Origin of the sequence: Marinarcus sediminis (SeqCode) (assembly GCF_048571275.1) — a bacterium.
Lineage (GTDB): Bacteria > Campylobacterota > Campylobacteria > Campylobacterales > Arcobacteraceae > Marinarcus > Marinarcus sediminis.
This window is the reverse complement of the sequence record NZ_CP182357.1, coordinates 203,109-227,796: the sequence shown is the minus strand read 5'-3', so window position 1 is coordinate 227,796 and position 24,688 is coordinate 203,109. Positions and strand designations below refer to the sequence as shown.

The window sequence follows — 24,688 nt, the reverse complement described above, 5'->3', positions numbered from 1 at the left end:
ATAATATTAAGTTTTATGATATTTACACGATCATTTTTTTTATGCATTAATGCTAAAAATTTTAATGTAAAATAGCATTAAAACATCCGAACGTAGCATTAACGTAGCATTTAAATAATAAGGAAGCATAATTAATTAAAAAATTGGGTGCCCAAAAATCATGTAACCAATTGAAACACAAAAGTAAAATGTGTCTGTTTTCTTCTCTTAAAAAGCAGTGAAAAATGAATTGGGGGTTTGGTAAAAATTAACCTTCATAAAATGTTGAGTGTGCGGGTGTCATTAACCGTAATTTTAAAAACATCATGGAGGTCATAATGGCATCATTGAGTGCATCATGTTTTCCCAATGTTGGAATGGCTAACTCTTTCATGATGGTATCAAATTTTAAATCAATAAATTGGTACTCGGAGTTTTTTGGTCGAGTTTTATAGTACATAGAAGAGACTTCGATATTTCGATTGGGAAGTTTTATGCCAATATACTTTTTGGTGTATTTGCTGATCATAGCAATGTCAAATTTAATGTAGTAACCTACAATGGCTCGATTTCCAATAAATTCTAGCAGTTCATAAATGGCTTTTTTGGGTGAAACGGCATTTTCCAAATCTACAGGTCGAATTTGATGAATAAGAATCGATTCTTTGGTGACTTTTTTTGAGGGTTTGACAAAAATATTAAAGGTTTGACTCATGAGAATTTTATTCTCTTTGATAATGACTGCACCAATTGAGATGATTTCATCTTTTTTGGGATTAAGTCCTGTTGTTTCGCAATCCAAACAGACATATTCATCTTTGGGTTCTTCATCAAACAAGTAGAGATATTTGGGATCTATCAGTTTTGATTTTTGCCATTTTTGCCAGATTTGTTTGAACATTATAAGATCTTATCAATTTTAAAAGTATATGAGATAAATTTTTTAAAATCATTGACAATTTTGAAACTGTCTTTGAGTAAATCTCTCTCTATTTTTCCTAACGTGTGAGTATCGATAGTATTATCCAAAGGTTTTCCATCTTGAAGTTTAATCAGTTGCGCTTTTAAACGTAAAGTGTTTAACACATCAAAAGCTTCAAGTAATTCATTGGCCAAATCCGAATCAATGATTTTTTTATCTTCCAATATTTTAATTCGTTTCACCGTGGTAGTTTCTCTGATTTTTTCACGAAGTGCTAAACTTCTAATCCCTTGAACAATAGGAAATACCCCTGTTTTTTTAAGATCAATATAGTGCACTTTGGTCATAAAGTTTGCAATTTTATTGGGCGTATCAAAGGCCAAAGTCGCTTTGGCAAAATAGGCCATAAAGACATCTTTATCGTGCAGTTTATGAAACAAGTCATCTTTTAAATCAATTAAGAGTTTTTTATTCCCAGCTACGGCAAAGGAGTCAAAAAATATCGCTAAGTCCATGTAGTTTTGCATACCGGGAGCCTCAATCCATCGAGCGGTCTCATTTTTATACTCTTGCACCGTTTTGCACCAAAATGGGTTTGAAACCATGATATTCCCCTCACAAGGAGGATAACCAAAATCAATCAATATCTCTGTGAATTTTTGCATATGAGGCACATAGAGTTGAACATCTATGCCATCTCGAACAACAAGGGCATTATCTTGGTCGGTTTTAATGATTTGTTCATTTCGTCCTTCACTTCCCATAACAATAAAACAGGCATCTTTTTGAAGCTCTTTTGGCACAACCATCTCATAAAGTTTGTTGTATACTTTCAAATTTAATTGCCCAATCAAACTTGAAATGTGTTGAACTTTTACCCCTTTGGCATTGAGTGTTTTAATGGTGTTGATTAAATCAATACTGGCACTTTTTAAATCTTCAATTTTTTTGGCTTTTTTAATTTTTGAATCAACAATATAGGTGTGGTTTGCAAAGTGAGAGAGGACATCAATTTGTTCTAAAATTCCAATCATTTCACCTTTGCTGTTTTTTACTCCAACTCTTTTGATATTTTTTTTAATCAATAAACTAAAAGCATCAAACAAATAATCATCATTTTGTATGGATACCAACGGAAATATTGCAATCTCTTCGACAGGAATATTGAGATCTCTTCCTTCTAAAAGGACTTTCATTTTTAAAAGTGAATCGGTAATAATGCCATACTCTTTATCTTTTTGAACAATAATCGTCGATGTTTTGTATTCAATGGATTTTTCAATGGCATCAATGAGTTTTGTTCCCACTTCTACCATGCAGGTTTCATGCATCATGGTATCATCCACTTTTGCAATCATAAAAGAGGAGATGCCTGAGTTATACTCAATATTTTTCAGTTTTTGAATTTTACTGACCAAATTATTTAAAAAGAAATTTTTAAACTCTTCATTCTCTTCAATGAGTTTGAGAAAAACATTTTTTTTCAGTTCATAACAGATCAAATCTTCATAAACTTTAAAGGTATTTTTGCATCGTCCATAAATGAGAGAATTGGCATCAAAAGAGTCCTCTTGGTGAAAATCCATGATCATTTCATCCTCTTTATACTCATGTACTGTGCCTTTGATGATGATAAAAAAATGATTCGTTAATTTTTCAGGACTTAAAAGTGTGGTATCTTTGGGATAATAAGCAATATCCATATGTTTAATACACTCATTCATCTGTTCTGGGGTTAAAACTTCAAAAGGGTGGATGTGCGATAGGAAAGATTCTTGATCTCGAAGACTCATAAGAAACCTTAGTTTTGAGATTAGTACTTTTTTATATCAACTCTCTTTAGGCATTTGTTCGCGTAAAATATTTAAAGAGAGTTAATATAAAAAAATACTATAAAGTATGCCCGAAGGCATACTTATAATAGTATCACAATTTTAGTGATTGATAGCTTCACCAGCACCTGAAGGAATTCTAATTCTTTCTACCAACTCTTGAATGTGAGTAGGTGGTTCTGGAGTCATTCTAGATACAACGAATGCAACAATTAAGTGTAAAATTGTTCCAAGTGTACCAATACCAGTTGGAGCAATTCCCATGATATAGTCTGCTTTGTCTCCACCCAAGAATACGAAGTAGATAATGTATCCAAATGTAAAGATAAGACCTGTTAAAATACCAGCAATCGCACCTTCTTTGTTCATTCTTTTATCAAATACCCCAAGGATAATCGTAGGGAAGAATGCAGCTGCAGCAAGACCGAATGCAAATGCAACAACTTGTGCAACAAAACCTGGAGGGTTAATTCCTAAGTAACCTGCTACACAAATAGCAGCTACAGAAGCAATTCTTGCCCACATTAACTCTGATTTCTCATTTAATGTAGATTTACCTGTCTCTTTATCTTTGAAGATAACTTGACCCATCAAATCGTGAGAGATAGATGAAGCAATTACCAATAACAGACCCGCTGCTGTTGATAGTGCTGCTGCAAGACCCCCAGCTGCAATGAATGCGATAACCCAGTTAGGTAAGTTTGCAATTTCAGGGTTAGCTAAAACCATGATATCTCTGTCAACATATAACTCATTCTCAATTTTTCCTGAGTTAGCTGCTGGTTTACCATTGGTAGTTAATCTGTGACCATCTTCTGCATAATTGTGTCCATCATAAGCAGGTTTTCCATTAAATGCCGCATCAGAAGCATATTGAATTTTACCATCACCATTTCTATCTGTCCATGCTAAAAGTCCACCTTGTTCCCAAGTTTTGAACCATGAACCATTATTTGGTGAACCATCAGTGTGAGTTAATTCACCGTTTACGAACGCTTTATAATCCACATTTTGAACATTTTTAATTAAGTTAACTCTTGAGAATGCAGCAACTGAAGAGATCGTTGTATACATAATCGCAATAAATACTAAAGCCCAACCTGCAGATACTCTTGCATCTTTAACCGTTGGTACTGTAAAGAATCTAACAATAACGTGTGGAAGACCAGCTGTTCCTAACATTAACGCTGTTGTTAACATGAACATGTTCCATAAGTTACCTGGCTTAGTATACTCTTGGAAACCCAAATCAGCTATTGACTGATCTAAGGCATGGAGTAAGTAAGTCCCTTCTGGAATCACTCTTATACCGTCATTAAATTCAAATGTTGTTTGAGCAAATAGACCCAATTGTGGTAAAAAAGTATCTGTTACTTGTAATGATAAGAAAATCGCAGGAATCATGTATGCGAAAATCATTACCACATATTGAGCAACTTGAGTATACGTAATACCTTTCATCCCACCAAGAACAGAGTAGAAAAATACGATTGCCATACCAATAAGTACACCTGTATTTACATCAACTTGTAAGAATCTTGAGAAAACAATCCCAACCCCTCTCATTTGACCTGCCACATACGTAAATGAAACAAAGATAACTCCGATAACTGCAACAACTCTTGCTACATCAGAATAGTATCTGTCACCCACGAAGTCAGGAACAGTAAATTTACCAAATTTTCTTAAATAAGGTGCCAATAACATTGCAAGTAGAACGTATCCACCCGTCCAACCCATTAGGTAAGCTCCAGCATCACTCCCTTTAAAAGAGATAATCCCAGCAAGTGAGATAAATGATGCAGCTGACATCCAATCCGCTGCAGTTGCCATACCGTTTGCGATTGGGTGAACTCCACCACCAGCAACATAAAACTCTTTAGTCGAACCAGCTTTTGCCCAAAGTGCAATACCGATATATATTGTAAATGAGATACCTACAAATAGGTAAATTAATGATTGTAATTCCATACTATCCCTTTCCTATTCATGTACGCCGTATTTTTCATCAATTCCTGTCATTAGTTTTACATAGACAAAAATTAAAATCACAAATACATATATCGCACCTTGTTGTGCAAACCAAAAACCTAACTTAACACCACTGATTTCAATCGTATTGAGTTGTTCTATAAAAATAATCCCGCAACCGAAAGAGACAACGAACCAAACCACAAGTAGTTTTAGAATCGTAGTAATATTCTCTTTCCAATAAGCTTTTGCTTTTTCTGGACTCATCTGTTCTCCTTTTTTAGTTTTACCTAATGAGTAAATAAATTTTTAAAAATTTACCTAGCCATTACTAAAGTAACAAAAGCAGTATAAAGGATGTAAATAGCAATTGGATAGCATTGAAGTGATTTTAGAAGTTTTTTTTACATTTTTTTTACATTAGTTTTGCAAAGTACCATAAAATGGTACTTTTATGGGGAATTATGAAGAATAATATCTGTCTATTTTGTACCCTAATCCACGAATATTTTTAATAAAGTCTTCTTTTAAAGACTTTTTCAATCGTGAAATTTCGGCTCGAATTGTGGGATTATCAATATCTTCTCCATCCCAAACATCAATTCTAAATCGTTCAAAATCGACAATCATATTGATGTTTAAAGCCAAAATATGAATGATATCCAACTGTTTTTTGGTTAAATTTTGAGGTTGAGTATTAAAGTAGAGTGTTTTATTGGTTTTTGAATAGGAGTAATTTTTTGAAAATTTAATGTGTGATGTGCTTTGTTGTTCACTTTTGAGAATTTGATTGATTTTAATGCCCAGCTCGGCTAAGTGAAATGGTTTTTTCAGATACTCTTTACATCCCAGTTCATATCCCTTGGCAATATCTTCAATGTCATTTAATGCACTGATAAAAATAGTAGGGATAAAAATCTTTTGTTTATTTAATGTCTCCAATATTTCAAAGCCATCAAGGCTAGGGACATTGATATCCAAAATAAGTAAGTCATAATTGGTATGGATATTATCAACAACATGTTGTCCATCAGTAAAGCTCTCCACAAAGTGTCCTATGCCCGTTAAATACTCTTTTATAGAGTTGTTTAACATCAATTCATCTTCAAGCAGTAGTATTTTCATATTTTTTAAACCTATATGTAAATTTTGTTTCATCATCTTCTGATTGCAAGTCAATTATAACCAAATTATCATCACAAATCTCTTTGACTATTTTTAATCCTAAGCCAAAACCTCCTTTGGCTTTATTCTCTCTGTAAAACTGATTGGCGAAGATTTTAGTGCTGTCTTTAATGGTTTTGGAGTTGGTTTTAATTTGGAATTCCACTTCATTTTCAATCGTTAAAAGTTTAATAAAAATAGGGGACTCTTTAAAAGAGTATTTAATGGCATTGGAGATGTTATTGTCAATGACTCTTTGCAGTTCTGTTTCATTGAAATGAATAAAAATATCACTCTCAATATTGGTTACAAAGAAGAGATTATTTGAAATGGCAATGTCATTAAAAAACTCAATACGTGATTTGAGATAATCGGATATGTTAAGTGCGGTTTTGGTGTAGACTACTCTGTCTTTTTTAATCATATAACTCAAATCTTCATAGATGGTGTTGATGATTTTTGAACCTGATTCGATGTTTCGTATATGGGCATTATCACTGTTTTTCATTTTATACAAATCTATGTTGGTTTGTATGATTGACAACGGGGTATTGATTTCATGTACAGCTTTTTTTAAAAACTCTTTTTGTGCAGCTAAGATGTTGGTGAGTTCTTGTGTTTTCTCTTGCACCTTATCTTCAAGGTTTTTATTTAAATCTTCAAGCAGGTGGGTTTTATATTTAATGCTGCTCATGGCATCGTTGGCATAATTTACAATGGTTCTAAACTCAGTAAAGAGTATTTTGTGTTGATTGATGGGTTTATCTTCATTTTCAGATTCTTTAAAATATTTTCCAATCTCTCGTACTTCATTTGCAATAAGAATGGTGGCATTTTTATAGATAAAAATGGAGTATAAAATCAATAAAATGGTCAAAGAGATGATTTGCAATACATAGTTGGCAATTTTTTGATCATACTCTTCTTGGGTCTGTTTGACGACTTTTTCAACGGTATCTAAATAGACCCCTTTCCCAACAGTCCAACCCCAAGGTTTATATGCAAGGGAATAAGATATTTTTTTTGTGTTTCTGCCTTTTTCAGGTTTGTACCAAAGGTATTTTACATATCCCCCATTTTTCTTTTTAGAGACATCAATGAGTTCTTTGATGACTTTAATTCCATTGGGGTCAGTAAACTCATAAAGATTTTCACCGATTCTATTTTTAGGGGCAGGATAATAGATGGATGTTCCATCAAATTTATAGATAAAAGTATAGTCATTGATGTCTTGATCTTTTCGGATAGTATCTAAAGCATGCAAGACATCTTTTTGTATTTCACTTTCGCTTTTGATGCCTCTGTATTTGTTGTGAATATATTCGATCATTTTAATGGCAGTGGTGATATCTTCTTTGATTAAATCTTTTTGTTTTGAAAGATTGTTTTGCTCAATAATATTGATTTTTTCTTGAAATTCATTAAAGGCATTGGTGATAATGACAAAGGTAAAAAAAGATATGAGGATAATAATAAAAACAATACTGTAAACAATAAGTTGGTAGATACTTTTTACTTTAATCATAAATGAAATTCCTTAAAACAAATTGAGAGTTAAGAATAACGAATAATTATTGAAAAAGTGTTGATTTTAAACCTATTTGAAAAAATTATGAGAAGATTGAGTAAAAGTAATAGTGGCGCGGCTGAAGGGACTCGAACCCTCGACCTCCTGCGTGACAGGCAGGCATTCTAACCAACTAAACTACAGCCGCACTATTATTAAAAAAAAAGCTCCTGTTAAGAGCTTAAAAAATGGTGGTCGATATAAGACTCGAACTTATGACATCTACCTTGTAAGGGTAGCGCTCTACCAACTGAGCTAATCGACCAAAGCTAATTGCTTATATGGTGATCCCTAGGGGATTCGAACCCCTATGGTTGGAATGAAAATCCAAAATCCTAACCATTAGATGAAGGGACCAATATAAATTTTTTGAATTAGCTTAAATGGTGACCCGTGATGGATTCGAACCATCGGCCACCTCCTTAAAAGGGAGATGCTCTACCAGCTGAGCTAACGGGTCAACAATGAAATGAAGTTTTTAAATGGCGCGGCTGAAGGGACTCGAACCCTCGACCTCCTGCGTGACAGGCAGGCATTCTAACCAACTAAACTACAGCCGCACATTTAAAATATGGTGATCCCTAGGGGATTCGAACCCCTATGGTTGGAATGAAAATCCAAAATCCTAACCATTAGATGAAGGGACCATTATATGGTGGTCGATATAAGACTCGAACTTATGACATCTACCTTGTAAGGGTAGCGCTCTACCAACTGAGCTAATCGACCATATTTAAAGGGAAGAAATATTATCAAAAATAATATTAATTTTTCTTTAAATTAAAACTGGTGACCCGTGATGGATTCGAACCATCGGCCACCTCCTTAAAAGGGAGATGCTCTACCAGCTGAGCTAACGGGTCGCTCTTGTTAAAATGGAGTGGAATTATATAAAATAATTATTAGTTTGTCAAGGGTTTTTCCAAGAAATTCAGTATTTTACGAAAAGATTCTTTTGCCGTTTGTATTTGTACCTCTTTTCTGTTGCCTTTAAAATGATACTGCTTTACCACTGTACAGTTATTGGGAGCACTTATGCCAATAATCACAGTACCCACTGGCTTATTTTTTGTGCCACCCGTTGGACCAGCAACTCCACTGACCGCAATTGCAAAATCGGCTTTAAATTTTCTCAAGACACCTTGAAGCATATCCTGAACCACCTCAATTGACACCGCACCAAAGTTTTCTAAATGCTCTTTTTTAACTTGAAGTTCACTCATTTTAACCTCATTGGAATAAGATACAATACTTCCATTAAAAATATCTGAGGACCCAGAGTGCTCTGTAATCATTGAAGCAATTAATCCTCCCGTGCATGACTCTGCACATGTGATGGTTTGTCTGTTTTGTCGCAATAGGTTTTGCAGTTGAATCATTTGGGTATCGTTAAAAATTTCGTTAAACATGAGATGCTCCTTGGTATGTGTTGGAACATTATATTAAAAAATGTATAAAAGCTCAGTAGGGGAAAGGGAGGAAACGTTTACAGTAGGGCAAAAGCCATACTGTAAAGTCTGTTTTATTTTTCTGTTAAATCTGCAAGGAATTTTTTTTCATCAAATTTCAGTTTTAAGTAATCTGCAACTTTATGAATATCACGTTCAGCATTTCCTAAACAAGATGTTGCACCTGGACTTGGCGTCATGTTAAAGATGATTCCCTCTCCTGTGTCAATAGAGGCTTCACCCAACATCAATTTTTGTTTCTCTTTGTCAAGAACTTGTGGTCTTACTCCTCCAAATCCTTTTGCATACTCAATATCGCACTCAGTTAACGAAGGAACGATTTTTCTTGCATCGCTTAAGAAGAGTTTTTTATTGATGAATGGAACTTCAAACATGAAGTTTTTAAGCACATAGTTTCTGATTTCACTGTCTTTTAACAGATCCCAGAAAATTTTAACGATGTCCCCATCAAAGTTTAACGTTTTCCAGAAGTCTAAATAGGTTCCTGGTTTATATCTTTCCAGTTTTGGAAGCATCAAGGCAGTTGGTCCAAATCGTGTTTTACCATCTAAAAGAATATCTGGATCACCATGAAGTGCCGCAAAAGGAAGTTTGTCATTTTGTACCATATAGACTTTACCATTTAAAAGGTGTTTGGTTGTTACGTAAAAACTTCCCGCCATTGGTAAACTTCCCATGTGTTCACCGTATCCCATTTTATGAGCTAAAAACAGTGAGTGTGCACCCGCATTAACAACAACAAATTTTGCAGAGTATTTGTCGCCTGTAGTTGTAACCAATTCATAACTGTCATTGACTTTAGTAATCTCATCAACTTGACTGTTAAAATAGACATCTGTAACAACGTTTTTACACGCTTGTGCTTGTTTAACAAGCTCTTCTGTCATAGCACCAAAGTCAACTGTTGTATATTGGTCTTTTGCTCCCATTGCAACAATATTTTCTGGTCTGTCAGAGCCATCTGGCATCTCTACGAGTTTTGGTTCAAGTTCTTTGAGTTTTTCTTTGTCCCATAACTCTAAATAAGGAAATAACTCTTTAAATTCATGGTATCTTTTAGTGATAAAATTAACCTCTTTATCACCTACTCCTAATGCCATTTTTTGGTGAGAAAACATCACTTTATTTTCAAGTCCATATTGCAAACAGAACTTTTCAATCATTTTTGCAGTTCTTTTTGTAATTTTTGCTTTTTCTAAAGTGTAGTTTGTCTCAATGTCCCCCACGTGAATGGTTTGAGAGTTACTCGTACCTTTTGTGTTTAAAGTAGCCAATGCTTCATATTTTTCCAACATACAAATTCTCTTCACATCTGTATATTTAGCCAGTTCATAAAACAGTGCAGCGCCAGAAATACCACCACCAACGATTATAACGTCATAATTTTTGTCGTTCATATTTACAGTTCCTATTCTTTTAAATCTATGCGAAATAGTATCATAATAAAAATTTAATTCCCAAATGGTATGAATAATATGATATGAATTTTAATTATAATACGAGATTGGTAACACTTTATAAATGATTGAATAAAAGTTCTCAAATTTGAAGATATTTTTTATCTTATTGCAGTAATATTAGGTATGTTTAATTTATTTAAGAAAAAAGTGAAGAAAAAATCTTCAGTAGGTCAAATATTTGTCTGCAAACATTGTAAACTTGTCTGCAAAGCGTGCAAATCGACCTATTGTTACTCCTGTTTTGCCAATGCACAAAACCCTTGTCCTCGTTGTGGAAAAAGAAACATCGACCCCAAATAAAATCAAGGCTTTGGTTTACTATAATAAAAATTTAACAAAAACTAAGATACAATCATGCCATTTTATAAGAGTAAGGTAATTGAAAAATGGATTACAAAGAGAGTTTATTACTGCCCAATACAAATTTTCCTATGAGAGGAAATTTACCACAAAACGAACCTAAAAAATATCAATTTTGGGATGAAACTAAAGTTTATGACAGAATGAAGCAAAACAGAGTAGGTGCGCCTTCTTTTACACTTCACGATGGACCACCGTATGCCAATGGACATATTCACATTGGTCATGCATTGAATAAAATATTAAAAGATATTATTGTTAAGTACCACTATTTTGATGGAAAATCTGTACGATTTACTCCAGGTTGGGATTGCCATGGTTTGCCAATTGAGCAAAAAGTTGAAGAGAAAATTGGTGGAGAAAAGAAAAAACTTTTGGCCAAATCAAAACTGAGAGAACTTTGCCGAGACCACGCGTCTAAATTTATTGATATTCAAAGAGATGAGTTTAAACAACTTGGTGTTATTGCCGATTGGGACAACCCTTATTTGACAATGGATTTTAAATTTGAAGCCAACATTTACAGAGAGTTGTGTGTCATTGCCAAACAAGGTCTTTTGGTTCAAAGAAGTAAACCCGTTTATTGGTCTTGGGCTGCACAAACGGCATTAGCAGAAGCAGAAGTTGAGTATGAAAACAAAGTTTCACCTTCAATTTTTGTGGCATTTAAACATGAAACATTGGATGCCAGTATCATTATTTGGACAACAACACCTTGGACACTGCCTGCAAATACAGGAATTGCATTAAATGGTGAAGAAGATTATGTGTTAACAAGTGATAAATTCATTGTGGCTAAAAAACTGCATGACAGTTTAATTGTAAGTGGTGTGATTTCGGGAGAAATTGAAAAAACAATTGACCCAAAAAGTTTAGAAAACAGCTTTGCAATCAATCCTTTAAATGGAAGAAAATCACACATTGTTTTAGCTGATCACGTAATGATGGATTCTGGAACAGGAGCCGTTCACACAGCACCTGGACATGGAGAGGATGACTACAAAGTTGGACTTTTATATAACCTTGATGTGCTTATGCCAGTGGATGCTTATGGAAAATATGATGAAACCATTGTTCGAGAAAAACTGTTCAGAGATACCGATAAATATTTGGGAATGAACGTATTTTCTGCCAATGAATTGATTTTAGAAGAGTTAGGCAGTGCTTTGTTAAAACGAGTGGACATTACACACTCATATCCGCACTGTTGGAGAACCCATAAACCAATTATTTTCAGAGCCACAAAACAGTGGTTTATTTCGATTGATGATAAATATGGAAAAGAGAATAAAACATTAAGAGAAAATGCACTCAATGTGGTTGAAAATCTTAAATTCTATCCAGAATGGGGAAGAAACAGACTTAAATCTATGCTTGAGGGAAGACCCGATTGGTGTATTTCAAGACAGAGAGATTGGGGTGTGCCTATTGCCTTTTTCAGAAATAAAAAAACCGATGAAATTATTTTTGATGAAAAAGTATTAAATTACACTGCCATGATTTTTGAACAAAAAGGGTGTGATGCTTGGTATGATTTAGATATAGCAGAATTGCTCTATCCAGGAAGTGGATTGAATCCGGATGATTTAGAAAAAACGATGGACATTTTAGATGTATGGTTTGATTCAGGTTCAACTCAAAATGCGGTTTTAAGAAGCCGAAATTACGATGCAGGAACTTTCCCAGCAGACATGTATCTTGAAGGAAGTGACCAACACAGAGGATGGTTCCAATCTTCATTGCTTACAACACTGGCTTCAAGTGAAATGGCACCGTTTAAATCGATTTTAACACATGGATTCACCGTTGATGAAAAGGGTGAAAAAATGTCTAAATCAAAAGGGAATGTGGTTGCTCCTGAAAAAGTGATGAAACAATATGGAAGTGAAATTCTAAGATTGTGGGTTGCGATGAGTGATTATCAAAGTGATTTAAAAATTTCGGATAATATTTTAAAACAAAATGCGGAACTTTACCGAAAAATCAGAAATACATCACGATTTTTATTGGCCAACGTTGAAGGATTAGAAGCGCTTGTGAGTGTTGAAGAGATGAGTATTTTAGATAAATGGATTTTATCAAAAGCCAAAGTGATGTTTGATGAAATTGAAAAAGCATTTTCACAATATGAGTTCTCAAAAGGGTTAAATAAATTAAATAACTTTTTAGTGGTTGATTTAAGTGGAATATATATGGATGTGTGTAAAGACCGATTGTATTGTGATGACAAAAATGACATTCACAGAACAGGGGCACAAACAGCCATGGCAATGATTGCAAAAAAATTGTTCTCAACACTTGCTCCAATTTTAACCTACACCATTGATGAACTTTTAGAGTATGCCCCTGCAATTATAAAAGGCAATGCCAAAGATGTATTTGATTTGGAAAAATATGAGTTGGTTGAAGTTGAAAGTAAACTTAACGAAGAACTTTTAATTCACGCTAAAGAAAAGTTTTCAGAAGCAATAGATACACTTAAAAAAGAGAAAATAATTAAAACAACGTTAGAGCTTGTTATCTATACCAATTGTGAAGAAATTTTGGCGATGCCAGCTATTGAAGCACAAGATTGGTTCTTGGTCAGTGATATTGTTAATGTTAAACAATCTGAACCAAAAGCTTCTTTTAGTTTAGATGGAAAAGAGTTTGAAGTCTATTTGGCTTCAAATGCTAAATGTCCAAGATGTTGGAAATTTACTTCAAGCCACGAAGAGTCGCTTTGCAGTAGATGTTCTGGCGTTATGAAGTAATGATTACGATGTTTACTGAGCCTGTAACGTTAGATTTTATTTTCAAAACCATAGCCGTTATCCTTGTGGTAATTGCTGTGGGAATTGTTTTCGTTAAATTTAAAAAATAAAGGTTAATATATATGCTACCATTTAGTGATGAAGATTTATTGCCACCCGTAACTTCAATAATTAATACAAAAATTTCGCCAATGTTGGCAAAAGACGGTGGTGCAATAAAATTAATTACGGTAAAAAATTCAAAAGTTTATATTCAATTACAAGGATCATGTGTGGGGTGTGCGGCCAGTGGAAGCACGTTAAAATATATTGTTGAAAAAGAGTTAAAAGAGGCGATTCACCCTGATTTAAATATTGTGAATGTGCCCATAGGAATGGAAGATAAATTAGAGGAACTGTAATGATAAATGAAAAAAGATTATTAAATGATGCCCATTTATTATTCTCTCAAAAACAATACGATAAAGCTATTTTTTTATACAGTCAATTAAGTTCAATGTATCCTGATAATAAAGAGTATCCGCAATATGCACTTTTTTGCGATATTGCGAGTGAAGATGAGAATAAAGGTATCTCCTTGTTTGACTATTTCAGTGTGGTTAAAAACAGCAATTTAGATGAAGCCATTGCGTATGTAGATAATGTCATCAAGGCATTTGATGGTGATAATGAAAAAATGCTTAAAATGCTTGAAGATATTACCCATTCAACCATAGAGTCTTTGGATGCAGTCACCTACGATGATTTTATAAAACTCGTAGAGAGTCGAGGCTCTTTTAGAGTTGCTTTTGAAGATATTATGTTTTCAACCAAAGTGGCAATTGATTCAAAAGAGGATTTTTTTGATTTTGTGACCAAACTTATTGATAATGATTTTAATAATACGGCGTACAGCTACTTAGATGGCTTTAATGATATTTTTTCATACGATAAAAAAGTAGAAGAGTTGTACAAAAAATTGGAAGAGAAAAAACTTGTTTCTAAAGAGTAGTACATTAACCTTTACGGATAACAGTAAAGATGCCAATGAAAATGTGGCCTTTGTCTATTCAAAACACAATGAAGCCTATCTGGAAAGTGCCAAAGCCAATGGCTGTACAAATTTTATTAAATCAAGTGAACTCAAAACGTATTTTGATTTCTCAACCATTCAAATCATTGGAATTACAGGAACAAATGGGAAAACCACCACAGCAGCTGCCATTTATTCGATTCTTTTAGATTTGGGGTATAAAGTTGGGCTTCAAGGAACACGAGGGTTTTTTATCAATGATGAAAGAGTTGAAGAGTACTCTTTAACCACACCTGTACAACTGGGCAATTTTGCACATATTCAAGCGTGTATCGACCAAGGTTGCCAATTTTTTGTCATGGAAGTCAGTTCTCATGCGATTGAACAAAACAGAATCGAAGGGCTTGAGTTCGCTTTAAAAATTCATACAAATATTACACGAGATCATTTGGATTATCACAAAACCATTGAAGAGTATATTGCGGTGAAAAACTCATTTTTCGCAGATCAAAGTAAAAAACTGATCAATAAAGACGATAAGATTGTGCGATACAACGTACAAAATGGATTTGCTTATTCTTTGGATGAACCTTCAACGTATAAAGTGCAAGCATACTCTTTTAAACATGGTATGCAAGTGATGCTGCAACATTTTGAACAAACGGCACATTTTGAATCTTCAATGATGGGAATTTTTAATGTCTATAATTTAACAGCAGCAGTAAGTGCGGTGCATATTTTGACACAAAAATCGCTTCAAGACGTGTGTGATATGGTTGAAAATTTTGCAGGCGTGAGCGGACGAATGCAAACGGTGAGTGAAAACCCTTTGGTGATCATTGATTTTGCACACACTCCCGATGGCATGAAAAAAGTTTTAGAGAGTTTTGCGCATAAAGAGATTATTTGTGTTTTTGGTGCAGGAGGTGATCGAGATAAAGAGAAACGACCTCTCATGGGACACATGGCTGATTTGTATGCCAAAACCATTATCGTCACAAGTGATAACCCCCGATTTGAAGACCCGGATTTAATCATTGAAGATATTTTAACTGGGATTAAAAACAGAGATAAAACCATTGTCGAAATCAACAGAAAAATAGCAATAAAAAAAGCCATTGAACTCTCTTGTGATAAGAGTGTGGTGTTGGTTCTAGGTAAAGGGGATGAAGAGTCTCAAATCATATATGATCAAAAACTCCCATTCAGTGATAAAAACGTAATTGAAGAGATACTTAATAAGAGCTAATTATACGCTCTTATGACCAAACCTCTGTTCTCTAACTCTGTTTTGAGGGTATAACTTTGAGCAAGAATTTGGGTTTTTGCTCCTAAAACTTCTTTGATCAGTTTTTTCCCCTCATTGGCTCTCTCTTTTGCCAAAGTATTCGCTGAACCGGCTGAATTTCTTTCATCAACCAAATCAAAAATACCAATGACTTCAAATTTAGAAGATGTTTTATGTTTTTCTAAAAAAGCGGTTAAATTTTGAATACATTGTGATGTTAAGTTTGAATTATTGGGTTCAAGGTCATAACATTTTTCCAAAGAAAAACTCACTTTTGGATCTCTTATTTGATGAATTCCTTCAGCATTTGTTTGTGGTGTTATCTGTTTGTTTTCAAGAGGAATTGTTTGTGGTTTTTGTGTCTGTTCTTTAACAATTGTCAGTGGAGCCTCTTTAATAACAACTTCGGTATCAGGAATCTCTTCTTTGACTTTTTCTATAGGAACTATTGGTTGTTCAGGCTCTTTTTTTGCAACGGGTAAAGCAACATTTACTGGCTCTTTAATCTCATTTTGTGCCACCACTTCTATGGGACTTGCTTTTTGAGCTATATCCACTTTTGCTGTTTTAATCTCTTGATTTTCTACGGCATCTTCTTGTGGAGTGATTTCAGTTTCATCGGGTATTTTATCTTCTGCAATGATTTTGTCGTATGCATTATCTGCTGTATGGATATTGTCATTAAAAAGAGCATCTAAATTGGCTTGATTTTTAACATGAAACTCTTTTTGCATGGTCTGTTTTGCAATGTTTCCTTTGTTGGTGTGATTTGAATAGAAGGTAATAATTACAGTTGCTATGAATATGGGGATAAGCCAAAGATAGTTTTTTTTGTTTATGTTTTTTGCAGCGTTATCTTTTTTTATTTTCTCTTCTATACTTTCCACGGCTACTCCATTTAATTTTCAAAAATGGGTGTAATTATGACATAATTAATATAATTATTAAATTAGTTCATTTCTGTTTTTTAAGTAAATAAAGAAAACCAACGAGAGAACACCTAAAAACAGGGGATAAAAAAAGTAATATTCTTTGAGTACAATTTTATTTTGATCAATTTTTGATTTTTCAAGTTGATTTATTTGCTCATAAATATCTGTTAAGTCCTCTTTGCTTTGTGCTGAAAAAAATGCAGCTTTTGAACTTTTCGCAATGTGTTTGAGTAAAAATTGATTGGATTGACCAATTCCAATGGTATAAACTTTAATGCCATACTTTTTAATCAATTTTTCAATGACACTCAAAGGCATTTGACTGGCGGTGTCTTCACCATCGGTAAGTAAAATAATCACTTTTGATTTTGCTGTTGAGTTTTTAAGAATAGTGATTCCACCCGCAATTGAATCGATTAATGCGGTTTTCTCTCCTGCGACACCAATGTCCAAATAGTCAATAATTTGTGCTTGGGCATGTTTGTCATAAGATAAAGGGGAGGCTGTCATAACAGATGTTCCAAAAACAATTAAGGCAATGTTGTCATTGACTCTTTTTGCTATAAAATCTTTTACAATGGCTTGAACCACATCCCATCGGTTCTCTTGTAAATTGTTAGGGTTAAAGCCAGGTTCGCTCATGGAGGCACTTGTATCAAGGCACAGTACCATGTCGATGCCATTACTTTTTATGATTTGTGTTTGAATATTTTTAATGGGTGATGCCAAGGCAATGACAACACAAACCAAGGTAATCCATTTTAAAATTGAGGTTAAGGGATAGTTTATTTTTTGCGTTTGTTTATAAATATTTAAGTGTGGAAAAAAATAGCTGCTGTTGATGGCTTTACAAAAAATGGCACACACAATAAAAACAAAAATAATCAATAAGGCATACGGGTATTCAAAGGTTAAATCAGACATCAAGTTCATCCATAAAAATGTGAAATTTGTTTAGGCTCTCTTTGTTTAAAGCAGAAACACTTTTTTTGTATTTGTATTGTTCCAAGTCCTCAATTAATTTATTGCACAGCCTCTCTTCTTGGGGTGATCTTGCCAGTTTTCTTGCATATAATGTTATGGCATAAGAAGCTTTTTTTGCATCGGTTAAGTCGAGTTCTTTTAGATATTTATACTGCTCTTTTCTTTCACTTTTTTTTCTGTTTTTGAAAAAACCAAAGAGCAAAAAAAGCAAACCAATGAGAACAACACACAGCAATATTAAAAGCGTAATAAAAAGATAAAACGAGGCATCGGGTATTTCAACCAAGGGTTTGATATCGTTAATGGCCAATTCATTCATCGATTCATCAACCCCATTAATTTTCCAAAAGGTTCTTCATGTGTGTATATTTTTGTAAACTTTATGCCACATTTTTGCAGATGCAGTAAAAGGGTATGGTCATTCTCTTTTATTTTAGTTTTATACGCATTAATCAAGGATTGATTCATATTCCCTTCAAATGGTTTTGAAGTGTTAGAATCGATAAAGTGAATGTTCCCCAATTCAAAAGGCTCTTCTTCAAATTTATCTCTGATAATAATGAGTAAAAGTTCATGTTTTTTACTTAAGAGTGTTAAATCCAACTTTTCAATGTCAATAAAATCTCCGATTAAAAATAGGATGGATCTTTTTTTGATGGTTTTATAAATCTCATTGCAAAGCATTTTATACTCAACATCTTTTCCCAAGGCTTTATAGTTGAAAATAGTTTCACTCATCATATTCACACCCAAAAGGCGTTTGGTTTTTTTTGTATTCAATGCAAGTGTTTCATTGGCAATATAAGAAGAAAAAGGGTCACTTTGTTTGACACATGAATAGCCAATTAACGAGGCAACTTCTGTGATAAGTTCTTGTTTGAGTCTTTTGGATCCAAAAAAAACAGAGCCTGTTAAAATAGGAATAATTGCAATATTTAACTCTTTTTGGGTATGAAATACTTTGACATAAGGGGTATGGAGTTTTGCACTGATGACCCAATCAATGTTTTTAACATCTTCTCCATACTCATACTCTTTAAGTTCACAAAAATCATACCCCTCTCCTTTTAAAGCAGAGGTGTTATTTCCTGAAATTTCACTGAAAACCTGACGTCTTGTTTTAATGAGAATTTTATGCAGTGTTTTATTGTTTGTTTTTGTCATCACAACTTACGGTACAGGAATGGTTTGCATTATTTTTTGAATAATTTCATCGGTGGTTACGCCCAAAGCTTCTGCTTCATACGTAAGAATAATTCTGTGTCGCAACACATCTTTGACAATTAACGCAATATCTAATGGGGTAACATGATCATTGCCTCGGATATATGCTTTGGCACGAACGGCTTTAAACATATCAATGGTTGCTCTTGGACTTGCGCCAAATTGGATATAGCTTTCCAACTCTTCCAAGTCATAATCTTTTGGATCTCTTGTTGCAAAGATAATTTCTAAAATGTACTCCTGTAACTCTTTATCGATGTGCACATTCTTAATCTCCTCTTTTAACGCAAACAGTTCCTCTTTATTTAAAACCGCACTTAAGGTTTCAAAACTGTTTTGTGAAACCTTTGAGGCAATTAAATACTCCTCTTCTTTGCTATTATACCCCACGACAATTTTAAACATAAATCGGTCCAATTGTGCTTCTGGAAGAGAATAGGCTCCCTCTTGTTCTATGGGGTTTTGTGTGGCAAGCACCAAAAAAGGCTCTTCTATTTTAAAGGTTTCATCTGCAATAGTGACTTGTTTTTCTTGCATGACCTCTAAAAGTGCAGATTGCACTTTTGCTGGTGCTCTGTTGATTTCATCAGCAAGGAGAAGATGGGTGAAAATGGGCCCTTTTTTAATGGCAAATTCTGACGTTTTCATATTGTATATTTGTGCACCAATGATATCACTTGGTAATAAATCGGGAGTAAACTGTACGCGTTTAAAATTTAACTGCAAGACATTTGAAAGTGATTTGACGGTAGTCGTCTTAGCAAGTCCAGGGACACCTTCAAGTAAAACGTGTCCTGAAGTGAGCAATCCAATGAGGAGTGCATCAATCATCTGCTCTTGACCTATGATGGCTTTAGAGATTTCATTTTTAATGTGAACTATTTTTTCATTTAACATTTTTTACAGACCTTATTAACGAATAGAGAATTTTATCTAAAAGCGGATAAAAAATATATTTGTACGGTTTTTGACAGAAATTATGGATAAAATTATTTTTTTATGTTAATATCTTTTGATAAAATTATTAATTATTTTTTGCTACAACGGTGTAAAACAAAAGAAGGGGAGAAGATGAGTATAATACCAACAAACGTTGAGACAAAAATGGGTGAAAATGATTTTATTGTCTCAAAAACAGATGAAAAAGGGAAAATCACCTACTGCAATGAAATCTTCATGACCATGGCAGGGTATGCAGAAGATGAACTTTTGGGAAAAAATCACAATATCATCAGACACCCAGACATGCCAAAAGTGGCGTTTCAACTCGCTTGGGATTTCATACAAAGTGGCAAAGAGTTTTTTGGATTTGTTAAAAATCTTAAAAAAGATGGTGGACACTATTGGGTTTTTGCCAATATTACTCCAGATTATAATGCCAATAATGACATTATTGGATACACCTCAGTTCGACGAAAACCCAATGAGAGTGCCATTGCAACAATTATACCGATTTATGAGAAGTTAATAACACTTGAAAAAGAGGGTGGTATGAAAGCCTCTAAAAGTTATTTAATGGATTTTTTACAACAGAACAATGTTACTTATGAAAATTTGGTAGTATCTTTGCAAGGATTTAATCAATGAGTCTGTTGGGAAAATTAAATTTGATGTTTATACTGCTTTTTATAATGAGCATAATTTTATGGATTTTAAGTTATATGCAAACTTCATTGTTGCCTTATTTAATTGGATTTTCTGTTGTTTTTTGTGGAGTTTTTTTAGCAGTTTCTGTAAAGTTAACAGCAAATTATAAAAAAGAATTGAAAAAAACAAATGAGGTTTTACTCAAAGTGGCATCGGGGAATCTATATCACAGAATTACTCATATTAATAAAAACAATCCCAATTTGTCAGACATCAGTTGGAATATCAATAACTTGCTTGATCAAGTTGAAGCATTTAATCGAGATATTTTATCTTCACTCATTGGAATTTCTCAAGGTGATATCTCAAGAAAAATGTACGCTTCTGGGCTTCATGGTGATTTTGTAAAGGTCAGTAATGAAATCAATAAAGCTTTAGACACCATTGCTGTTGCACAAAGTAAAGATGAGTTTATTCAAAAGATGATTGTAACGTTGAACTCCTATGCCAAAGGGGATTATCGACCAAAGATTAAACTTGATGGCATGCAAGAAGATATTATTGAACTTGCACGAGGCATTAATACCTTAGGTGAAGCGCTCTCTGAACTCTCACGTGTGAATTATGAAAATGGTTTGATGCTTAAAAACGGTTCTACAAAACTTTCATACAACGTAGAGAGTATCACCACGGCAACAAAAACACAAGCGCAATCGCTTGAAGAGACTTCCAGTGCCATTGAAGAGATTACACAAAGCATGAAAGAGAGCAATAAAAACACCATGCAAATGGCCGATTATGCAGAAGAACTCACCCAATCAGCCAATCAAGGTGAAAAATTGGCCAATAAAACGACCAAAGCCATGGATGAAATCAATGAAGAGGTCTCTATGATCAATGAAGCCATTACCGTCATTGATCAAATTGCATTTCAAACGAATATTCTTTCACTTAACGCAGCCGTGGAAGCAGCCACTGCAGGGGAAGCAGGAAAAGGGTTTGCTGTGGTTGCACAAGAAGTTCGAAACCTCGCCACACGAAGTTCACAAGCGGCAAAAGAGATTAAAAATTTGGTAGAGAGTGCCAATATTAAAGCCGATGCAGGAAAAAGTATTGCCGCACAAATGATTCAAGGGTATGGCACACTCAATGAAAACATCACCCTGACAATGAATTTGCTTAAGAGTGTCAGCCACTCAAGTAAAGAGCAAGAGAGAGCAATTTTACAAATCAATGAAGCCATTTCCATATTAGATAAAAACACTCAAGAGAGTGCATCCATTGCACTTCAAACCAATTCGATTGCAAAAGAGTCCAATAATATTGCCATGGAGATTGTAGAACAAGCCAATAAAGAGTTTGATGGAAAAGAGCAGATACACAAGAGGTATCTCTCTTAAAAAACTCTTGAGTGCTTTTATGAGCTCGTTGTTTTTTTTCTGCTATACGATGCCACACTCTAACGCATCCCCTTTTTACATGATGGGGTATTTGAATGAGGGATATTCGCATAACAAATCTGTTAAAATGATTGAATGTCACAATTGGGTTATCCGAATGAGAGATATTTGCAGGATTTATGTGCTAAAATGATTAGAATATCACAGTTATTTTGTTAGATTTGTTTAATAATCTTTTAAGAATTTAACATATAAAGTAGTGATAAGAAGTTTGAAGGAAATGGAAATGTCACAGAAAAAAAAGTTTTTTGGTGTAATGATTATTCTTATTCTTATAGCAACTATTTTTTCAACAGCTTTTCCAATACTTTATTCTAATGACAAAGCAGGGAAGGTGAATAAAGAGATTCAAAATATTCATTTTGATTTCTTAAAAGATGAAACGAAAGAGTATGTATTGCTGTTTTTTGGTTATGTGGGGTGTGGTAATATTTGTCCTCCTGCATTAAATGAAATAAGTCAAATATATAATAAGTTGGATAAAGAGCGATTCAGTTTTTATTTGATAAATTTGAAACCTAATGTATTTAAAGATGAGGTGGATCCATTCGCTAAGGCTTTTAATAAAGAGTTCAAAGGAATCTATTTGGATGAAAAAAAACTCATTGAGATCACAACAAAATTTCAAGTAAAATATTCACCTAAGAGTAGTTTTGATATAGACCATACAGGTTTTTTATATCTGTTAGAAAAAAGTGCTAATAATATGTACAAACAAAAATTCATTTACACAGCAAGACCATTTGATATTGAATATATCTCAAATGATTTAAATAGACTAAAGAGGGGTAATTATGATTAAAATGCTTTTTCCATTTTTAGATAAAAGTTTATCTAAAGAGATTCAAGAGAGTTTGGTTAAAGAGTATGAAAATGCAGATAAAATGATGCTTATCGTATCCATAGTGAGTTTTCTCATTGTCGCATTAATTACGTCATACGCGAATGAAGCTTATAAGATTGGTATTATAGGTGGAGGTATTACTTTAGCCTCTACTTTTATAGCCTACAAAGTGTTTAAAGGGACGGTGCTTTCACGTATTATTTTTGGTACAGCCTTTACTGTTTACCCAGCTATTATGGTTTCTCAACAGCTTGGTATGATAGAGATGCACTTTTTCTTTTTTGTGTATGTTGCAGCTCTTGTTGTGTATAAAGACCTTACAGCAATTTTAGCAATGACGGCAGTAACAGGTGTGCATCACTTGTTATTTACATATTTGCAATTAAATGGCGCTTCTATTATGGGGCATGAAATTATACTGATGAGCAGTAACTGTAGTTGGTTGTTTACTTTTATTCATATTATAGTATTTGTTTTTGAAGAAATAGTTCTTATTTATATTGTGTATTCAGTCATAAAACAGTTCATTGAAGCTAAAAAACTTCAACTGGAAGCAATGGCTTCATTTGAAAAGTTACAAAAAGAGACGTTATTAAATAAAAGTATTATAGATGAAACGATTGAAGTAGCAAACAGTGTGAATGAAGGGAAATTAACCAAAAGAGTTCACTCAGATACTACCGATGAGAACATCAAGTCATTAAAAGAGATCATCAATAATATGATGGATAATTTAGAAAATAAAATTGCAGATGACATTAACAAAATCTTAATTGTATTGGAAAATTTTACAAATTATGACTTTACTACAAAAGTTGATTCTAAAGGGGAAACTGCTGAGAACTTAAATAAATTAGCAGATGGTATTACTAAAATTTTAACAGAAGATAAACAAAATGGGCTGGTTATTCAAAACACTGCTATGACACTCTCTTCAACTGTAAAAACACTCAATGAGTCTTCCAATCAAGCTGCAGCTTCCCTTGAAGAAACAGCTGCAGCAGTAGAAGAGATAACATCTATTATTAAATCAAATAATGCAAACATCAATAAAATGTTTACCCTTGCAAATAATTTAAATGTCTCTGCACAAGAGGGTGAAAATTTAGCAACCAAAACAACTACAGCGATGGAAGATATAAATGCGCAAGTTCAAGCGATTAATGATTCAATTACAGTAATTGATCAAATTGCTTTCCAAACCAATATTCTTTCACTTAACGCAGCCGTTGAAGCTGCGACTGCTGGGGAAGCTGGGAAAGGGTTTGCCGTGGTTGCACAAGAGGTAAGAAACCTTGCCTCACGTTCTGCTGAAGCTGCTAAAGAGATAAAAGATTTAGTAGAAAATGCCACAACAAAAGCCAATGAAGGCAAAACAATTGCATCTGATATGATAAGTGGATACAGTAATTTAACCACTAAAATCAGTGAAACCATTGAATTAATTACAGGTGTTACAAGTGCAAGTAAAGAGCAAGAAACTGGAATTATACAAATAAATGATGCAATCAGCTCTTTAGATAAACAGACTCAGCAAAATGCTTCAGTAGCAAATGAAACCAATGATATCGCAATTCAAACGCAACAAATTGCAGAGATTATTTTAAAAAGTGCAGATGAGAAAGAGTTTATAGGTAAAGAGAGTGTTCAAGCAACAAAACTTGAAAAAGTAGAAAAGGTAGACAACGTCAATAGTGTTAAACCTGAAAAGAAAAAAGAGCCAGTAGAAGTAAAAGCAAAAGCAAAAACTGCAGTAGATTCAAATAGTGATGAGTGGGAGAACTTTTAAATATAAAAGTTCCCTCACAAATAAGCTATTTGCCTTGCTATCTTTCGTAAGCAAAAGAGCATCTAAGATGCTCTTCCCCACCATTTTATTT

21 protein-coding genes and 8 tRNA genes are annotated in these 24,688 nt (G+C 33.7%); 8 read left to right on the top strand and 21 right to left on the bottom strand.

The features are described 5' to 3' along the window. Positions 1–247: 247 nt before the first annotated feature. From ACNI3C_RS01125 to ACNI3C_RS01050, 16 genes are all read right to left on the bottom strand, one after another. Positions 248–880 (bottom strand): 3'-5' exonuclease, encoded by a 633-nt coding sequence (locus ACNI3C_RS01125; RefSeq protein ID WP_419770419.1) that lies wholly within the window; start codon positions 878–880, stop codon positions 248–250. After that, complete coding sequence (locus ACNI3C_RS01120; protein WP_419770418.1) at positions 880–2,694, bottom strand: DUF294 nucleotidyltransferase-like domain-containing protein; 1,815 nt, start codon at positions 2,692–2,694, stop codon at positions 880–882. Before ACNI3C_RS01120 ends, ACNI3C_RS01125 begins: the two co-directional genes overlap by 1 nt. Before the next feature lie 141 nt (positions 2,695–2,835). Then, positions 2,836–4,704 carry a sodium:solute symporter family protein gene (locus ACNI3C_RS01115; protein WP_419770417.1) on the bottom strand — a complete coding sequence of 623 codons (1,869 nt, stop codon included), beginning with the start codon at positions 4,702–4,704 and terminating at the stop codon, positions 2,836–2,838. Positions 4,705–4,716: 12 nt separating this feature from the next. Next, positions 4,717–4,971: a DUF4212 domain-containing protein gene (locus tag ACNI3C_RS01110; RefSeq protein ID WP_419770416.1), complete on the bottom strand. Its 255-nt coding sequence runs from the start codon at positions 4,969–4,971 to the stop codon at positions 4,717–4,719. Between the two features lie 195 nt (positions 4,972–5,166). Beyond that, the gene (locus tag ACNI3C_RS01105) at positions 5,167–5,829 is read right to left on the bottom strand and encodes a response regulator transcription factor (protein ID WP_419770415.1); all 663 of its coding nucleotides are present in this window, start codon (positions 5,827–5,829) and stop codon (positions 5,167–5,169) included. After that, positions 5,810–7,393: a cache domain-containing protein gene (locus ACNI3C_RS01100; protein ID WP_419770414.1), complete on the bottom strand. Its 1,584-nt coding sequence runs from the start codon at positions 7,391–7,393 to the stop codon at positions 5,810–5,812. The genes ACNI3C_RS01105 and ACNI3C_RS01100 overlap by 20 nt, the downstream gene beginning before the upstream one ends. Before the next feature lie 113 nt (positions 7,394–7,506). Further along, positions 7,507–7,583, bottom strand: a tRNA-Asp gene (locus ACNI3C_RS01095). 41 nt (positions 7,584–7,624) lie between these two features. Continuing rightward, positions 7,625–7,700 (bottom strand) — tRNA-Val (locus tag ACNI3C_RS01090). Positions 7,701–7,717: 17 nt separating this feature from the next. Beyond that, a tRNA-Glu gene (locus ACNI3C_RS01085) sits at positions 7,718–7,792 on the bottom strand. A 27-nt stretch (positions 7,793–7,819) separates the two neighbouring features. Continuing rightward, a tRNA-Lys gene (locus ACNI3C_RS01080) sits at positions 7,820–7,895 on the bottom strand. 23 nt (positions 7,896–7,918) lie between these two features. Then, positions 7,919–7,995: transfer RNA gene (locus tag ACNI3C_RS01075), tRNA-Asp, on the bottom strand. Positions 7,996–8,007: 12 nt separating this feature from the next. Continuing rightward, positions 8,008–8,082: transfer RNA gene (locus ACNI3C_RS01070), tRNA-Glu, on the bottom strand. A gap of 6 nt (positions 8,083–8,088) precedes the next feature. Then, positions 8,089–8,164: transfer RNA gene (locus tag ACNI3C_RS01065), tRNA-Val, on the bottom strand. 58 nt (positions 8,165–8,222) lie between these two features. Next, positions 8,223–8,298 (bottom strand) — tRNA-Lys (locus ACNI3C_RS01060). A gap of 39 nt (positions 8,299–8,337) precedes the next feature. Beyond that, positions 8,338–8,844: a CinA family protein gene (locus ACNI3C_RS01055; RefSeq protein WP_419770413.1), complete on the bottom strand. Its 507-nt coding sequence runs from the start codon at positions 8,842–8,844 to the stop codon at positions 8,338–8,340. A gap of 113 nt (positions 8,845–8,957) precedes the next feature. Further along, complete coding sequence (locus tag ACNI3C_RS01050) at positions 8,958–10,301, bottom strand: FAD-dependent oxidoreductase (protein ID WP_419770412.1); 1,344 nt, start codon at positions 10,299–10,301, stop codon at positions 8,958–8,960. Between the two features lie 449 nt (positions 10,302–10,750). Here ACNI3C_RS01050 and ileS point away from each other — a divergent pair, with 449 nt between their 5' ends. The 4 genes from ileS (at position 10,751) to ACNI3C_RS01030 (ending at position 15,738) form a co-directional block, all read left to right on the top strand. Next, positions 10,751–13,477 carry an isoleucine--tRNA ligase gene (ileS, locus tag ACNI3C_RS01045; RefSeq protein ID WP_419770411.1) on the top strand — a complete coding sequence of 909 codons (2,727 nt, stop codon included), beginning with the start codon at positions 10,751–10,753 and terminating at the stop codon, positions 13,475–13,477. A gap of 122 nt (positions 13,478–13,599) precedes the next feature. After that, on the top strand, positions 13,600–13,878 hold the full coding sequence (locus tag ACNI3C_RS01040; protein WP_419770410.1) for a NifU family protein: 279 nt from the start codon (positions 13,600–13,602) through the stop codon (positions 13,876–13,878). Then, positions 13,878–14,468, top strand: a complete 591-nt coding sequence (locus ACNI3C_RS01035) for a hypothetical protein (RefSeq protein WP_419770409.1) — start codon at positions 13,878–13,880, stop codon at positions 14,466–14,468. The genes ACNI3C_RS01040 and ACNI3C_RS01035 overlap by 1 nt, the downstream gene beginning before the upstream one ends. Next, positions 14,452–15,738 carry a UDP-N-acetylmuramoyl-L-alanyl-D-glutamate--2,6-diaminopimelate ligase gene (locus ACNI3C_RS01030; protein ID WP_419770408.1) on the top strand — a complete coding sequence of 429 codons (1,287 nt, stop codon included), beginning with the start codon at positions 14,452–14,454 and terminating at the stop codon, positions 15,736–15,738. Before ACNI3C_RS01035 ends, ACNI3C_RS01030 begins: the two co-directional genes overlap by 17 nt. Here ACNI3C_RS01030 and ACNI3C_RS01025 read toward each other — a convergent pair. From ACNI3C_RS01025 to ACNI3C_RS01005, 5 genes are read right to left on the bottom strand one after another with little or no spacing between them, the layout of a single operon-like run. Further along, complete coding sequence (locus tag ACNI3C_RS01025) at positions 15,735–16,664, bottom strand: hypothetical protein (protein WP_419770407.1); 930 nt, start codon at positions 16,662–16,664, stop codon at positions 15,735–15,737. The two genes, ACNI3C_RS01030 and ACNI3C_RS01025, sit on opposite strands and share 4 nt — an antisense overlap. Positions 16,665–16,721: 57 nt before the next feature. Further along, the gene (locus ACNI3C_RS01020; RefSeq protein ID WP_419770406.1) at positions 16,722–17,633 is read right to left on the bottom strand and encodes a vWA domain-containing protein; all 912 of its coding nucleotides are present in this window, start codon (positions 17,631–17,633) and stop codon (positions 16,722–16,724) included. Beyond that, entirely contained in the window at positions 17,626–18,012 is a 387-nt protein-coding gene (locus ACNI3C_RS01015; RefSeq protein WP_419770405.1) for a hypothetical protein, read from the bottom strand. Before ACNI3C_RS01015 ends, ACNI3C_RS01020 begins: the two co-directional genes overlap by 8 nt. Continuing rightward, positions 18,009–18,857, bottom strand: a complete 849-nt coding sequence (locus ACNI3C_RS01010) for a DUF58 domain-containing protein (protein WP_419770404.1) — start codon at positions 18,855–18,857, stop codon at positions 18,009–18,011. The genes ACNI3C_RS01015 and ACNI3C_RS01010 overlap by 4 nt, the downstream gene beginning before the upstream one ends. 6 nt (positions 18,858–18,863) lie before the next feature. Continuing rightward, positions 18,864–19,814 carry an AAA family ATPase gene (locus tag ACNI3C_RS01005; protein WP_419770403.1) on the bottom strand — a complete coding sequence of 317 codons (951 nt, stop codon included), beginning with the start codon at positions 19,812–19,814 and terminating at the stop codon, positions 18,864–18,866. 174 nt (positions 19,815–19,988) lie between these two features. On the opposite strand from ACNI3C_RS01005, the gene ACNI3C_RS01000 reads away from it, so the two are divergent. The 4 genes from ACNI3C_RS01000 (at position 19,989) to ACNI3C_RS12880 (ending at position 24,597) form a co-directional block, all read left to right on the top strand. Further along, positions 19,989–20,504, top strand: coding sequence for a PAS domain-containing protein (locus tag ACNI3C_RS01000; protein WP_419770402.1), 516 nt, complete (start codon positions 19,989–19,991; stop codon positions 20,502–20,504). Further along, on the top strand, positions 20,501–21,904 hold the full coding sequence (locus ACNI3C_RS00995; RefSeq protein WP_419770401.1) for a methyl-accepting chemotaxis protein: 1,404 nt from the start codon (positions 20,501–20,503) through the stop codon (positions 21,902–21,904). The genes ACNI3C_RS01000 and ACNI3C_RS00995 overlap by 4 nt, the downstream gene beginning before the upstream one ends. Before the next feature lie 286 nt (positions 21,905–22,190). Then, positions 22,191–22,766 carry an SCO family protein gene (locus ACNI3C_RS00990; protein WP_419770400.1) on the top strand — a complete coding sequence of 192 codons (576 nt, stop codon included), beginning with the start codon at positions 22,191–22,193 and terminating at the stop codon, positions 22,764–22,766. Next, complete coding sequence (locus ACNI3C_RS12880) at positions 22,759–24,597, top strand: methyl-accepting chemotaxis protein (RefSeq protein ID WP_490722733.1); 1,839 nt, start codon at positions 22,759–22,761, stop codon at positions 24,595–24,597. Before ACNI3C_RS00990 ends, ACNI3C_RS12880 begins: the two co-directional genes overlap by 8 nt. The last annotated feature ends 91 nt before the right edge of the window (positions 24,598–24,688 follow it).

Bases quoted from the DNA above. Each gene is read 5' to 3' on its own strand.
- ACNI3C_RS01125 (WP_419770419.1), bottom strand. From the start codon at position 880: ATGTTCAAACAAATCTGGCAAAAATGGCAAAAATCAAAACTGATAGAT.
- ACNI3C_RS01120 (WP_419770418.1), bottom strand. From the start codon at position 2,694: ATGAGTCTTCGAGATCAAGAATCTTTCCTATCGCACATCCACCCTTTT.
- ACNI3C_RS01115 (WP_419770417.1), bottom strand. From the start codon at position 4,704: ATGGAATTACAATCATTAATTTACCTATTTGTAGGTATCTCATTTACA.
- ACNI3C_RS01110 (WP_419770416.1), bottom strand. From the start codon at position 4,971: ATGAGTCCAGAAAAAGCAAAAGCTTATTGGAAAGAGAATATTACTACG.
- ACNI3C_RS01105 (WP_419770415.1), bottom strand. From the start codon at position 5,829: ATGAAAATACTACTGCTTGAAGATGAATTGATGTTAAACAACTCTATA.
- ACNI3C_RS01100 (WP_419770414.1), bottom strand. From the start codon at position 7,393: ATGATTAAAGTAAAAAGTATCTACCAACTTATTGTTTACAGTATTGTT.
- ACNI3C_RS01055 (WP_419770413.1), bottom strand. From the start codon at position 8,844: ATGTTTAACGAAATTTTTAACGATACCCAAATGATTCAACTGCAAAAC.
- ACNI3C_RS01050 (WP_419770412.1), bottom strand. From the start codon at position 10,301: ATGAACGACAAAAATTATGACGTTATAATCGTTGGTGGTGGTATTTCT.
- ileS (WP_419770411.1), top strand. From the start codon at position 10,751: ATGGATTACAAAGAGAGTTTATTACTGCCCAATACAAATTTTCCTATG.
- ACNI3C_RS01040 (WP_419770410.1), top strand. From the start codon at position 13,600: ATGCTACCATTTAGTGATGAAGATTTATTGCCACCCGTAACTTCAATA.
- ACNI3C_RS01035 (WP_419770409.1), top strand. From the start codon at position 13,878: ATGATAAATGAAAAAAGATTATTAAATGATGCCCATTTATTATTCTCT.
- ACNI3C_RS01020 (WP_419770406.1), bottom strand. From the start codon at position 17,633: ATGTCTGATTTAACCTTTGAATACCCGTATGCCTTATTGATTATTTTT.
- ACNI3C_RS01015 (WP_419770405.1), bottom strand. From the start codon at position 18,012: ATGAATGAATTGGCCATTAACGATATCAAACCCTTGGTTGAAATACCC.
- ACNI3C_RS01010 (WP_419770404.1), bottom strand. From the start codon at position 18,857: ATGACAAAAACAAACAATAAAACACTGCATAAAATTCTCATTAAAACA.
- ACNI3C_RS01005 (WP_419770403.1), bottom strand. From the start codon at position 19,814: ATGTTAAATGAAAAAATAGTTCACATTAAAAATGAAATCTCTAAAGCC.
- ACNI3C_RS01000 (WP_419770402.1), top strand. From the start codon at position 19,989: ATGAGTATAATACCAACAAACGTTGAGACAAAAATGGGTGAAAATGAT.
- ACNI3C_RS00995 (WP_419770401.1), top strand. From the start codon at position 20,501: ATGAGTCTGTTGGGAAAATTAAATTTGATGTTTATACTGCTTTTTATA.
- ACNI3C_RS00990 (WP_419770400.1), top strand. From the start codon at position 22,191: ATGTCACAGAAAAAAAAGTTTTTTGGTGTAATGATTATTCTTATTCTT.
- ACNI3C_RS12880 (WP_490722733.1), top strand. From the start codon at position 22,759: ATGATTAAAATGCTTTTTCCATTTTTAGATAAAAGTTTATCTAAAGAG.